Source organism: Citrobacter tructae, assembly GCF_004684345.1.
In the GTDB taxonomy this organism is placed as follows: domain Bacteria; phylum Pseudomonadota; class Gammaproteobacteria; order Enterobacterales; family Enterobacteriaceae; genus Citrobacter; species Citrobacter tructae.
Window position 1 is genome coordinate 898,747 of record NZ_CP038469.1, and the last position, 13,143, is coordinate 911,889.

Here is a 13,143-nt window from a genome sequence, read left to right on the forward strand (position 1 = left end):
GGCGATTAGCAGTTACATTGATTAAGCGGATGCAAATACCGCGATTCGCCGTGCATATTTGTCATACGGTACTTATGTGGCGGCACATCAAAATAGTTTTTGAAGGTCCTGGTCAGCGTTTGCTGAGACTCAAAGCCGTAACGCTCCGCCAGATACAGGATCGGCTCGTTACTTTCTTTTAATTTCTGCGCTATTTCAGTCATTTTACGGCTGCGGATGTATTGACCTAATGAATGGCCGGTTTCTTTTTTGAACATCCGTTGCAGGTGCCATTTGGAGTAACCTGAACGCTCTGACACTTTTTCCAGTGAGAGCGGCGATTCAAGGTTATTTTCGATCCAGTCCAAAATGCTATGAATAGTGATTGTGTCAGTATTGCGTCTGGACATCGTCATACCTCTTTCTGTTTACGGCAGGATTTTCTTAAGCAAATGCTCAAGTGTTGCCACTTCGTCCGCCGTTAAGTTTTTTGTTAGTTCCTGGTGCAGGTCTTGCCCGACTAATTGATGACACTGCTCGCAAATTGTCGCGCCATGCTCGGTGAGTTTCACCAGCACGCCACGCTTGTCATGTGGATTAGGAAGTCTTTCAACCCAGCCTTTACAGGCCAGTCTGTCGAGCATTCGCGTTAGCGCGCCAAGATCGACAGACAGCACTTTCTTCAATTCGACAGGGGTGATACATACCGCGCAACGGATGGAGCAGAGCACCTTAAATTGCGATGCAGTGATATCCAGCGGTGACAGATAGTCGTTTAGCAAACGATCTTTTTTCTGATTAACCATATAGATCAAGCGTCCCAGTGGGATGATTTCGTTGAACAGATCACTGGTGCTTTTCACAATGGTTGCCCTGGCAAGTAGTTAGTCACGGCTGATATTATTGCTCAGGCAAATATAAGTCAAATGAATGAGTCGGCGAATGCCACGTTTTGCTAAAACCCCTGGCTTCCGTTCACTGCACTTTCTTTTCAAGATTTTGATAACACTGGCTTATGCGTAAAGGCACAAAATGAATCCTTACATCGCGAAAATGGCTTAACACGATGGTTTCACCGTATACTTGCCGTTGACGATTAACGCACAGGAAAGATGACATTATGATGGATTTGTTTAAGGCCATAGGTCTGGGACTGGTAGTCCTGTTACCGTTGGCGAACCCGTTAACCACCGTGGCGTTGTTCCTCGGTCTTGCCGGCAATATGAACAGCGCAGAGCGTAACCGTCAGTCATTAATGGCATCTGTCTACGTGTTTGCCATCATGATGGTGGCGTACTATGCCGGGCAGGTGGTCATGAATACTTTCGGGATTTCGATTCCCGGATTACGTATTGCGGGTGGGTTAATCGTTGCGTTTATCGGCTTCCGGATGTTATTCCCGCAGCAGAAAGCGCATGACTCTCCGGAAGCGAGAAGTAAGACCGAAGAGCTGGAAGACGAACCGACGGCCAATATCGCCTTTGTACCGCTGGCGATGCCAAGCACTGCCGGTCCGGGTACCATTGCGATGATCATCAGTTCGGCCTCGGCAGTGCGTCAAGGCTCTGAGTTTCCAGACTGGGTGATCATGGTCGCGCCGCCGATTATTTTTGCGGTGATAGGGATTATTCTATGGGGCTGCCTGCGCAGCTCTGGTGGGATTATGCGCCTGGTCGGCAAAGGGGGCATTGAAGCCATTTCCCGTCTGATGGGCTTTTTACTGGTGTGTATGGGCGTGCAGTTTATTATTAACGGCGTGCTGGAAATTATTAAAACCTACGCGTAAGCAATTGGCCCGGCTTGTTATTCCGGGCCATTCCCATCACTGAGGCTGTTCTTCCAGCGCGACAGGCCATTTACGAAAGATAATCACTGACCATATCAACGCAGCCAACGCCGGTACCGCGCCGATGTAACCGATCGTGGACATCGACCAGTGTAAACTCACCTGATTTCCCAGCAATGCGCCCGCGCCGATACCAATATTGAAGATACCAGAGAACAGCGCCATGGCGACGTCGGTGGCATCCGGTGCCAGCGCCAGGACTTTCACCTGCATCCCCAGGCCTATCACCATGATGGCAATACCCCAAAAAATGCTCAGTATGGCAAGGTGCATTTCGCTGTCTGCGGCCGGTAAAAGCAATACCAGGCATACCGTCAGTAACGCAATGGACGCGCTTATCAACCCGGAAGCATGCTGATTACCCAGCTTGCCAAAGATGATGCTGCCGATAATGCCCGCCACGCCCAGAACCAGTAATAGCACGGTAGCAAAGCTGGCGCTCAGTCCGGCGACGGTTTGAACAAAGGGTTCGATATAGCTGTAAGCCGTGTAGTGCGCGGTGACTACAATTACCGTCAGCAAATAAATACTGGTCAGTGCCGGACGGCTAAACAGCAGCGGCAGGCTTTTTAATGAACCTGAATGCTCACTCGGCAGTTTTGGCAGCAGTTTAATCAGGCAGAGCAGGGTGACTAACGCGGCGACGCCGATAGCAAAGAAGGTCGTGCGCCAGCCAAAATACTGACCGACGATACGCCCAATAGGCAGACCTAACACCATCGCCAACGCGGTCCCGGTGGCAATCAAGCTCAATGCCTGTGCGCGTTTGCCGGCAGGTGCCAGTCGTATGGCTAACGATGCGGTAATCGACCAGAAAATCGCGTGCGCGAAGGCAATCCCAATGCGGCTAATAACCAGCACGGTAAAATTCCATGCCAGGAAAGAGAGCACATGACTGGCGATAAACAACGTGAAAAGGCAAATCAGAAGCTTACGTCGTTCTACCTGACTGGTCAGCAGCATAAAGGGCAGCGACATCAGGGCGACAACCCAGGCATAGATCGTCAGCATGATCCCGACCTGTGCCGTCTGCATATTAAAACTTTGCGCGATATCGGAGAGCAAACCGACGGGGACAAACTCAGTGGTATTGAAAATAAATGCGGCAACAGCAAGCGTAACGACCCGTAGCCACGCGACCTTGCGGGAAACAGTGTTTGTTGTCATATCAAATAAATCGGGTTAGCTGCGAAAAGGTGAGGTCACGATCTTAAAACGTTTACTGGTGAAAATACAATCATTTCGTGATTCAGGTCACGTTTTCCCGCCAGCTAACGGGAAGGGAGGGCCGGGCGAGTTTTAATCACCCGGACACAGTTAATCTTTATGCTGCGACAGTTGAGGGTTCAGAACTTCAATAAACGCTTCCAGTTGTCGCGTCATCGCCCCGCGTCGCCAGACCAGCCACGTATTTAGCCAGCGCCAGTTTTCGCTCAGTGGCCAGGCATTAACCTGATGGTGTCCCGGCATGCTTTCCAGCATCGACCGAGGGATCAGCGCTATTCCCGCCCCGGCAATCACGCAGGCGAGCATACCGTGATAAGACTCCATTTCGTGGATAGTGCCAGGCATTGCGCGATCGGCGTGAAACCAGCTTTCAAAATGGCGGCGATAAGAGCAGTTTGCACGGAAGGCATAAATACTGCAGCCGTTGACGTCGCTGGCCCGTTGTATCGGTGCGTGCCCGTTAGGGGTGACAATCATCATCTCCTCACGGTAGACCGGCATACCTTCAAGTCCCGGATGGGTGATCGGTCCGTCGACAAAGGCGGCGTTCAGCGTCCCCTCTAGTACACCGTCCAGCATGGTGCCTGAAGGACCGGTTGCCAGCGCAAACTGGATTTTTGGATAACGCTGATTATATTCGGCAAGCGTGGCGGGAATGCGCACGGCAGCGGTGCTTTCTAACGAACCAAGAGAGAACAGTCCTTGCGGCTCATCGCCCGCGACGACCATCCGCGCTTCCTCCACCAGGGCGAGGATCCGCTGGCTATAGCGCAGAAAATTGTGCCCGGACGGGGAAAGTCGCAGGCGTTGGTTTTCACGAATAAACAGGTCGACACCGAGATCAGCTTCAAGCTGACGAATACGCGTGGTGAGGTTGGACGGTACGCGATGCACCTTTGCGGCGGCCTGCGTAATGCTGCCGGTTTCCGCCACCGCATTAAACATTTCCAGTTGCGTCAGATCCATCATTTTTCTCTATTCGTGAATGGGATGGTTAATATTATTCATTTTTCAGAAAGAGTAAATACGCTCATGATATGACCATACCCTGCAAAAAGAGAGACAGCTATGACCATCACATCAGCAACACATGCGATTTCCGTCAATCCTGCTAACGGCGAAATGTTAACGGCGATGCCGTGGGCCAGTGTGGATGAGATTGCCCATGCGCTTGATCTTGCGGCAAGTGGATTTAACCAATGGAAACACACCACTGTAGAACATCGGGCAGAGATGCTGCGCAAGGTTGGCCACGCGCTGCGCCAGCGTGCGGAAGAGATGGCGCAGTGTATCTCGCGGGAAATGGGTAAACCGGTTAAACAAGCCCGTGCTGAAGTGGCGAAGTCCGCCGCTCTGTGCGACTGGTATGCTGAACATGGACCTTTGATGCTCAATCCTGAGCCAACGCTGGTGGAGAATAATCAGGCGGTGATTGCATATCGTCCTCTGGGCACCATTCTGGCGATCATGCCGTGGAACTTCCCGCTGTGGCAGGTACTGCGCGGTGCCATTCCGATTCTGTTGGCCGGAAATGGTTACCTGTTAAAGCATGCACCTAACGTAACCGGATGTGCTGCGATTATCGCGCAGGTTTTTGCTGATGCAGGCGTTAACGCAGGTGTTTATGGTTGGGTGAATGCCGATAACGCCGGGGTCAGCCAGATGATCAATGACCCGCGTATCGCGGCGGTAACGGTCACCGGGAGCGTACGAGCCGGAGCCGCAATTGGTGCCCAGGCTGGGGCGGCGTTGAAGAAATGCGTGCTTGAACTGGGTGGTTCCGATCCGTTTATTGTGCTTAATGACGCTGACCTCGATCTGGCGGTGAAGGCGGCCGTTGCCGGGCGTTATCAAAATACCGGGCAGGTTTGCGCGGCAGCGAAACGCTTTATTGTTGAAGAAGGGATTGCGGCTGAATTTACTCAGCGTTTTGTGAATGCCGCCAGCGCGCTCAAAATGGGCGATCCGCTGAATGAAGAAAATGATCTGGGCCCGATGGCGCGTTTTGATCTGCGTGATGAACTGCATCAGCAGGTTGAAGCCTCGTTAACGCAAGGGGCGACGTTGTTACTTGGCGGTGAAAAAATTGCCGGAAAGGGCAACTACTATGCCGTAACGGTTCTCGGCGATGTGACGCCTGAGATGACCGCTTTTCGTCAAGAGCTGTTCGGCCCGGTTGCGGCAATTACCGTCGCGAAGAACGCCGAGCATGCGTTGGCGCTGGCGAATGATAGCGAGTTTGGTTTGTCGGCAACGATTTTCACCGCCGATGAGGCGCTGGCGCAGAATATGGCTGCTCGCCTGGAATGTGGCGGGGTGTTTATCAATGGCTACAGTGCCAGCGATGCTCGCGTCGCCTTTGGCGGGGTGAAGAAAAGCGGCTTTGGTCGTGAGCTTTCACACTTTGGCCTGCATGAGTTTTGTAATGTGCAAACCGTCTGGAAAAATCGTATTTAATCTTCAGGGGTCCCAATAGGGGACTCCGGTCCAATTTATACCCCGATTGCCAGATTCCGCCTTCCGGTCTGACGCGGGGTATTCAGCTCTGTTATACTCGCAGGCCTTTCAGACCTGCGAGCAAGGAGCATGTTGTGGCCAGGGCCATGGACAATTTAATCTTAGAAACCATCGTGCAGCAGGTTCGCCCGCTGATTGGTCAGGGGAAAGTTGCTGACTACATCCCTGCATTAGCCTCCGTTGACGGTTCCAAACTGGGCATTGCCATTTGCACCGTTGATGGTCAGCACTATCAGGCGGGCGATGCGCAAGAGCGTTTTTCTATTCAGTCGATCTCGAAAGTACTCAGTCTGGTGGTGGCGATGCGTCATTATCAGGAAGATGAGATCTGGCAGCGAGTGGGCAAAGATCCGTCAGGACATCCGTTTAACTCTCTGGTGCAGCTGGAAATGGAGCAGGGAATACCGCGCAACCCGTTTATTAATGCTGGCGCGCTGGTGGTTTGCGATATGCTGCAGGGCCGTCTGAGCGCGCCACGTCAACGCATGCTTGAAGTCGTTCGGACGCTAAGCGGCGTTGCGGATATCGCCTATGACGCAACGGTTGCCCGCTCTGAGTTTGAGCATTCGGCACGTAATGCGGCCATTGCCTGGCTGATGAAATCCTTTGGCAATTTTCAACATGATGTTGCCACCGTTTTGCAAAATTATTTTCACTACTGTGCGCTGAAGATGAGCTGTGTGGAACTGGCGCGCACCTTTGTGTTTCTGGCGAATCAGGGGCATGCCTTTCATCTTAATGAGCCAGTGGTCACACCTTTGCAGGCTCGGCAGATCAATGCGCTGATGGCGACCAGTGGTATGTATCAGAACGCCGGTGAATTTGCGTGGCGAGTAGGGCTACCAGCGAAATCAGGGGTCGGTGGCGGTATTGTGGCGATTGTGCCGCATGAGATGGCGATTGCGGTCTGGAGCCCGGAACTGGATCCGGCGGGAAATTCGCTGGCGGGGATTGCGGTACTGGAACAGTTAACCCAACAACTGGGGCGCTCAGTATACTGATGAACTCGCTCGATCCTCTTTTTTCCCGACTGGCTAAATCGACCTTTCGTTCGCGGTTTCGCCTCGGAGACAAAGAAAGACAGTATTGCATGGATAAAGGTGCGCCGGTTATTGAACAGCATGCCGCGGATTTTGTTGCGAAACGTCTGGCCCCGGCGTTTCCAGCCCATGATGGAAAGCAGACGCCGATGCGCGGCCATCCGGTGTTTATCGCCCAACACGCCACGGCGACCTGCTGTCGCGGCTGTCTGGCGAAATGGCATGATATTCCTCAGGGGCAACCGTTAAGCGAAGAACAGAAAAGTTACGTTGTCACGGTGATTTATCACTGGTTAGTGATACAGATGAACCAGCCATAGATAACATAATCCTATGATAAGACGCCTTGTGTTGTGCAAAGGGGAAACGCACTATCAGGGGGTCAATCTAAGGAGAAAAACATGGCGACCGGTAAACCCTGCGTAGTGCTGAGTGCGGAACAGATTCTGTCGAGAATCAACGAGCTTTGCGATGTCCTTGAACGGTGCGTGAATGACGGCGCATCCGTGAGTTTTATTCATCCCTTCAATCGTGATAAGTCATTGCCGTTCTGGATGGGTGTTGCGCAAAGCGCTGCCCGTGGCGAGAAAATTGTGCTGGCTGCTGAAAATGCGCAGGGTACGCTCGTGGGGACCGTTCAGCTTATTGTCGATCAACCTGAAAACCAGCCGCATCGTGCTGACGTCGCCAAACTACTGGTGCATCCGTCTGCACGACGAACGGGCGTAGCCAGGGCACTGATGAACGCGCTGGAAACATGTGCGCGTCAGCAGCGTAAAACTTTGCTGGTGCTTGATACGGCCACCGGTAGCGGCGCGGAGTTGTTCTACCACAATTGTGGATGGCAAAAAGTAGGCGTGATCCCCGACTACGCTCTGATGCCTGATGGAACGCTGACGGGCACCACACTTTTCTACAAATCGCTGTAATTTGTTACCAGGGATTGATCAAAACAGGGTTTCAAGGTATTAAAGTTTGCTAACCTATTGGACCAATTCAATCAGGTTGTATGACTAATCAAAAAGGGAACCCATTGTGCAAACACTAAATCGTCGCGATTTCCCCGGTGCTCACTATCCTGAACGTATTATTCAGTTTGGTGAAGGAAACTTCCTGCGCGCCTTTGTTGACTGGCAAGTTGATCTGCTAAATGAACATACCGACTTGAATTCTGGTGTGGTCATTGTTCGTCCTATCGAAAGTACATTTCCACCATCACTGAACACGCAGGATGGTCTCTATACCACCATCATTCGTGGTCTGAATGAAAAGGGCGAAGCCGTTAGCGATGCGCGTTTAATTCGCTCGGTTAACCGCGAAATCAGCGTCTATAGCGAATACGATGCGTTCCTGAAGCTGGCACACAACCCTGACATGCGATTTGTTTTCTCCAATACGACGGAAGCAGGGATTAGCTATCATGCGGGCGACAAGTTCGACGATGCGCCTGCGGTGAGCTATCCCGCTAAGCTGACCCGCCTGTTGTTCGAGCGTTACAGTCATTTTGATGGCGCTCTGGATAAAGGCTGGATAATCATTCCTTGCGAACTGATTGATTACAACGGCGATGCGCTGCGTGAACTGGTCCTGCGTTATGCGCAGGAGTGGGCGCTGCCGGATGCGTTTGTACAATGGCTGGATAAGGCGAACGCATTTTGCTCCACGCTGGTGGACCGTATTGTGACCGGCTACCCGCGAGACGAAGTGGCCGCGATTGAAGCTGAACTGGGTTATCACGATGCCTTCCTCGATACCGCGGAGCACTTCTACCTGTTTGTGATCCAGGGGCCGAAGTCATTAGCGACAGAGTTGCGTTTGGACAAATATCCGCTGAACGTGCTGATTGTTGATGACATTAAGCCGTACAAAGAGCGTAAAGTTGCCATCCTCAACGGCGCACACACCGCGCTGGTGCCGGTAGCCTGGCAGGCTGGGCTGGATACGGTGGGTGAGGCGATGAATGACGCAGAGATTTGCGCTTTTGTTGAAAAAGCCATTTACGAAGAGATCATTCCGGTGCTGGATTTACCGCGCGATGAGCTGGCGTCTTTTGCCAGCGCGGTGACCGGTCGATTCTGCAACCCGTACATCAAGCATCAGCTATTATCGATTGCGCTGAATGGAATGACCAAATTCCGTACGCGCATTTTGCCGCAATTACTGGCGGGACAGCAGGTCAGCGGTCAATTGCCAGCGCGTCTGACTTTTGCGCTGGCGGCACTGATTGCTTTCTATCGCGGCGAGCGTAACGGTGAGTCTTACCCGGTTCAGGATGACGCTCACTGGATTGAGCGCTTCCAGCACTTGTGGAACCAGCATCGCGATCGCCAAATAAGTACTGAGGCGTTAGTGCGTTCGGTACTGACGGTCAAAGAGCATTGGGAGCAAGACCTGACACAGGTTTCTGGGCTGGTAGAACAGGTTTCTGCCGATCTGGACATGATTCTGGTCAAAGGCATGCGCGAAGCCGTTAAGCCGCTGTGTTAATACCCAAACCCGGTTCAGGCCGGGTTTTTTACACTACTTTATTAGTTACAACATACAGTGTTTTTTATAATCAGAATACAGTCTGTAACTATAGTGCCACTCATTTCTGACAGGCTTAAATAGAGGGCATTTAGTGCCGAGAGGTGCTTGCAACATTGATCGTGATCACGTTTAATGGCCCAGCTTTCACATTTTCCGAAGATAACCATGATCGTTCGACCTCAACAACACTGGCTGCGTCTGATATTCGTCTGGCATGGTTCAGTTTTATCCAAGATTTTTTCGCGTCTGCTGCTGAATTTCCTGCTTTCCATCGCCGTCATTATCATGCTGCCGTGGTACACGATGCTGGGTATCAAATTTACCCTGGCACCATTCAGCATTCTGGGCGTCGCGATTGCTATCTTTTTAGGGTTTCGCAACAACGCCTGTTATTCGCGCTACGTTGAAGCTCGACACTTGTGGGGACAATTGATGATTGCTTCCCGTTCGCTACTGCGTGAGGTAAAAACCACGTTGCCGGACGATGGCGAACTGGGGCAGTTCGTGCGCCTGCAAATTGCCTTTGCCCACTGTTTACGCATGACCTTGCGTCGTCATCCGCAGGCCGAGCCGCTGGCGAAGTATCTCAGCGCGTCAGACCTGCAAACCGTCTTTGCTAGCCAATCACCGGCCAACCGTATCCTGCTGCTGATGGGCGAGTGGTTATCCGTGCGCAGGCGCAATGGTCAGCTATCTGATATATTATTTCACAGTTTAAACAACAGGTTAAATGATATGTCTGCGGTTCTGGCGGGCTGCGAGCGCATAGCAAATACGCCAGTGCCATTTGCCTACACGCTGATACTGCATCGCACGGTCTATCTGTTTTGCATTATGCTGCCATTCGCATTAGTGGTAGATCTGCACTATATGACACCGTTTATTTCAGTGCTGATTTCATATACGTTTATTTCTCTCGACACATTGGCAGAAGAGCTTGAAGACCCGTTCGGCACAGAGAATAACGACTTACCGCTAGATGCGATTTGTAATGCGATCGAAATTGATTTGCTGCAAATGAATGATGAAACGAGTGTTCCCGACAAACACATGCCCGATAAGCATTATCAACTGACATAAAAGAATCAGTTTTCGCAATGTACTTTTTGCCACCAGGCCGGCTTCATATCTGAAAAAGAGTGAAACTCTGGTGCCAGGTCTTCATCATCCGGTTCGTCAAATCCGCCGGCTAAAAGTGCAATAATTGGGGCGTCATCGATGGCACCCACGGAACTTCCACACTGCGGGCAAAAAGCTCTGCGGGATGTTGCTGAAGAGCGCCATATCGCAGGCTGACCCGCAGTGCCCGTCCATTCTACGTTTCCGGCATTAAACTCAATCCATACCACGGTGGGCGCGCCCGTGTGCTTGCGGCAAATATCACAGGAACAGGTATGTGAATTGTTGGGATTCGTCGCGGTAAAACGAATTGAACCACATAAGCAACCACCAGAATAGATTTTGGTCATGACTACTCTCGTCAGTGAAACGTTTTCAGACACTAGCAGATGACCCGTGTTACCACTAGATTCTCATCTAAAAAAGGCGAGGGCGCGCATAGATGATAAGCGATAAATGTGCAAAGGGGCCGGTATTGCATTAAATGCGCTTAACACTCGCGTTTGGCAACGATAAACAAGCGTGGGAACGCCAACAGGATTTTACCGTTTTCCTGAAGTGGGTATTGCTCCTGCAGAAGTTCATGGTAGCGAGCCAGGTAATTACGTTGTTCACTTTCACTCAGATCCTGCAACCAGGGACGTAAACCTGTCGCACTGACCCAGTCGATAATCGACTGATGCGAATCCATAATGGGATAATAGGTCGTGCGCCAGATATCAACGTCACAGCCAGCTTCAGTCAAAATGTCATAATAGGCATGCACACCGGGAAGTGGTGCACGGCCCCGATCGGGATAACCTTGTTCATAGGCGACTTCACGCATCAACACGTGTGTCGGCTCCAGCCAGTTATCCGGCATTTGCACAGCAAGCACGCCGTTACGTTTCAACTGTGAGACAAGATGTGGGAACAATTCATAGTGGTCTGGTACCCACTGCAATGAAGCATTCGCATAAAGCAGATCCAGAGGTTGCTCCACCTCGAACGCACCGATATCGGCTTCAACAAAATGGCAGTTTGGTAATGCTACACGCGCCTCATTGAGCATATTAGGTGATGAGTCTACGCCTGTTATTTTGGCCAAAGGCCAGCGATGATGCAGTAATGCAGTACTGTTTCCCGGACCGCAACCCAGATCGGCGACTGTACGGACATTTTCCAACGCCACTCTGCCCAGTAATTCAGCTGCGGGCCTTGAACGTTCGCTGCCAAATTGCAGATAAAGTGTAGGACTCCAGTCAGCCATGTAGGTGCCTCCAGTAAAAGATGGGATCACATTACGTCTTCACATTAAGATTACGACATTATGGGCAGATTTTGTTAATTCCAAAGATATTTGCGCCGGGAGTGCAAAAGTACGGCTCGCTGTTGACCATAACATGAAGATAAGGAATGAAAATATGGAAGAGTCATAAAGAAAAAAGAATTGAGCACGTTTGATGACAAGATGATCCGTGTACGGGGTTCGTCGCCAGAGAAAGCGCTTTCAGAGGCCATCGGCAACCAGCCCAAGGATAAGGATAAGGATAACCATAAGATGTCGTATTTTTCCTGACATTACCTTGGTGCGCATAATGTATATTATGTTAAATTGATTTTTAAGGAACCACGTTACCTGGCTCATACCCCCTACCATTCATCTATAACCGTTAGTGGCGGCAAAACACTGATGGTGAGCGACTGGTAAAGAACTGCCAGGTGCTGTTGTTGAGCCGTAATATGCTGAAGTAAAAAGGCTCTTTAGCCTTGAGATAAAAATCTGGCAGCGTTCTTGCCAGTAACGGGTGAACCTTCAGCCCCCCTGAACTGGATGCTACATTTTCTGATAGCAGGAAATAATCATCATCTTTGCGGGTGAAGGAAAACCAGACATTCTGATTTACCGCCAGTGTCTCGCCGTTATTATCGATAATTTGCCCGCGTAAAATAGCAACCCCGCGAGAACCATTAAAAACGTACCTGACAGAAACATCGCCACGAATATCTGGATACTCCATCAATAATTCGCCAGAACAATCGAAATGTGAACGCTGCCAGTTCTGCAACATTAATGTAGCCGTGACCGTTACCGCCACCGCAACGATGAGGCAAAGACCCCATTTTATATTACGTACCCACATTTCTGGACTCCTTGAAATAATAGTGTGTAACGCAGTCATTATCCCGCCAGTGGCTATATTGCTGCCGACAGGTTAATGCAGAAATCCGTGGAAAATTCGGATACAGCGTTAGGTAAATCCAGGGGTAACTTTGACAATCCAGCGTACTGGTCCGTATAAATTGCTGATGCTTATCGAATTTCAGCACATCCTGATTAGCGTACCAGTGACATCCCTCCCCTACACTTAGCGGCACATAATGGCTGAGTCTGGCATCAAATTGCGTCTGCCAGGTTACGAATGAGGCTAAAATGCAACTGACAACACCCGCCATTATCCACCATAACGTAGGAGTACGCGGTGCTTTTGGCAACGCGTTTACCGACGAATTTGATGAGTCTATTGGCTGTTCTCCAGGAGACTCTTCTGCTTCCTGCTCCAGCACGTCTAGTTGTGGCTCAAGACGGATCCCTACTTTGGGCACGGTAACGATCAGCTCTTCATTCAGCCCAAGCTCTTTAAATGCGCGGCGCAGCAATGAAATGTTCTGATAGAAGGTATTATTGGTGACTTGAGCACCGTTAATAAACCAGACATGCTCAAAGAAATAATCGCGCTCAATAACCTGGCCCTGTTGCTGAATTAATAATAGTAAACAACGGGTTGCCGGATTACTTAACGTTTGACGTTTAGTCTCATCTAATTTCGCGTACAATACGTTTCGCTCTGGCCAGAATACAACAGTGCCGTTGAGCAAAAATATTTTTGCCATCATGATCCCTGA

General features: G+C 50.7%; 15 protein-coding genes. 7 read left to right on the forward strand and 8 right to left on the reverse strand.

Going from position 1 to position 13,143, the window contains the following annotated elements:
- Nucleotides 1-5: 5 nt before the first annotated feature.
- Both marA and marR read right to left on the reverse strand, forming a co-directional pair.
- Nucleotides 6-389, reverse strand: a complete 384-nt coding sequence (marA, locus tag E4Z61_RS04880) for an MDR efflux pump AcrAB transcriptional activator MarA (protein ID WP_138140554.1) — start codon at nt 387-389, stop codon at nt 6-8.
- Nucleotides 390-407: 18 nt separating this feature from the next.
- Complete coding sequence (marR, locus tag E4Z61_RS04885; protein WP_135321790.1) at nt 408-842, reverse strand: multiple antibiotic resistance transcriptional regulator MarR; 435 nt, start codon at nt 840-842, stop codon at nt 408-410.
- 257 nt (nt 843-1,099) lie between these two features.
- Between marR and E4Z61_RS04890 the strand changes: the two genes are divergently transcribed.
- Nucleotides 1,100-1,765 (forward strand): MarC family NAAT transporter, encoded by a 666-nt coding sequence (locus E4Z61_RS04890; RefSeq protein ID WP_135321791.1) that lies wholly within the window; start codon nt 1,100-1,102, stop codon nt 1,763-1,765.
- 36 nt (nt 1,766-1,801) lie between these two features.
- Here the strand turns inward: E4Z61_RS04890 and E4Z61_RS04895 are convergent, their stop codons facing one another.
- Together E4Z61_RS04895 and ptrR are read right to left on the reverse strand one after the other, a co-directional pair.
- The gene (locus E4Z61_RS04895; protein ID WP_135321792.1) at nt 1,802-2,992 is read right to left on the reverse strand and encodes a sugar transporter; all 1,191 of its coding nucleotides are present in this window, start codon (nt 2,990-2,992) and stop codon (nt 1,802-1,804) included.
- Nucleotides 2,993-3,142: 150 nt separating this feature from the next.
- On the reverse strand, nt 3,143-4,018 hold the full coding sequence (gene ptrR, locus E4Z61_RS04900) for a putrescine utilization regulator PtrR (RefSeq protein ID WP_135324876.1): 876 nt from the start codon (nt 4,016-4,018) through the stop codon (nt 3,143-3,145).
- A 102-nt stretch (nt 4,019-4,120) separates the two neighbouring features.
- Here ptrR and sad point away from each other — a divergent pair, with 102 nt between their 5' ends.
- The 6 genes from sad to E4Z61_RS04930 all read left to right on the forward strand — a co-directional run bounded on the left by sad (nt 4,121) and on the right by E4Z61_RS04930 (nt 10,218).
- Nucleotides 4,121-5,509: a succinate-semialdehyde dehydrogenase gene (gene sad, locus E4Z61_RS04905; protein WP_135321793.1), complete on the forward strand. Its 1,389-nt coding sequence runs from the start codon at nt 4,121-4,123 to the stop codon at nt 5,507-5,509.
- 134 nt (nt 5,510-5,643) lie between these two features.
- Nucleotides 5,644-6,570, forward strand: a complete 927-nt coding sequence (gene glsB, locus E4Z61_RS04910) for a glutaminase B (RefSeq protein ID WP_135321794.1) — start codon at nt 5,644-5,646, stop codon at nt 6,568-6,570.
- Nucleotides 6,570-6,929: a DUF4186 domain-containing protein gene (locus E4Z61_RS04915; RefSeq protein ID WP_135321795.1), complete on the forward strand. Its 360-nt coding sequence runs from the start codon at nt 6,570-6,572 to the stop codon at nt 6,927-6,929. The genes glsB and E4Z61_RS04915 overlap by 1 nt, the downstream gene beginning before the upstream one ends.
- 81 nt (nt 6,930-7,010) lie before the next feature.
- Nucleotides 7,011-7,538, forward strand: coding sequence for a GNAT family N-acetyltransferase (locus E4Z61_RS04920; protein WP_135321796.1), 528 nt, complete (start codon nt 7,011-7,013; stop codon nt 7,536-7,538).
- A gap of 106 nt (nt 7,539-7,644) precedes the next feature.
- A complete protein-coding gene (locus E4Z61_RS04925; RefSeq protein ID WP_135321797.1) occupies nt 7,645-9,096 on the forward strand; it encodes a tagaturonate reductase in 1,452 nt (483 codons plus the stop codon).
- 207 nt (nt 9,097-9,303) lie between these two features.
- A complete protein-coding gene (locus tag E4Z61_RS04930) occupies nt 9,304-10,218 on the forward strand; it encodes a bestrophin family protein (RefSeq protein ID WP_167817523.1) in 915 nt (304 codons plus the stop codon).
- A gap of 5 nt (nt 10,219-10,223) precedes the next feature.
- Here the strand turns inward: E4Z61_RS04930 and E4Z61_RS04935 are convergent, their stop codons facing one another.
- The 4 genes from E4Z61_RS04935 to E4Z61_RS04950 form a co-directional block, all read right to left on the reverse strand.
- Nucleotides 10,224-10,607, reverse strand: a complete 384-nt coding sequence (locus tag E4Z61_RS04935; RefSeq protein ID WP_135321799.1) for a GFA family protein — start codon at nt 10,605-10,607, stop codon at nt 10,224-10,226.
- A gap of 140 nt (nt 10,608-10,747) precedes the next feature.
- On the reverse strand, nt 10,748-11,506 hold the full coding sequence (gene tam, locus E4Z61_RS04940; protein WP_135321800.1) for a trans-aconitate 2-methyltransferase: 759 nt from the start codon (nt 11,504-11,506) through the stop codon (nt 10,748-10,750).
- A 403-nt stretch (nt 11,507-11,909) separates the two neighbouring features.
- A complete protein-coding gene (locus E4Z61_RS04945; RefSeq protein WP_240703849.1) occupies nt 11,910-12,419 on the reverse strand; it encodes a hypothetical protein in 510 nt (169 codons plus the stop codon).
- A complete protein-coding gene (locus tag E4Z61_RS04950) occupies nt 12,367-13,131 on the reverse strand; it encodes a winged helix-turn-helix domain-containing protein (RefSeq protein ID WP_135321801.1) in 765 nt (254 codons plus the stop codon). The genes E4Z61_RS04945 and E4Z61_RS04950 overlap by 53 nt, the downstream gene beginning before the upstream one ends.
- Nucleotides 13,132-13,143 lie beyond the last annotated feature (12 nt).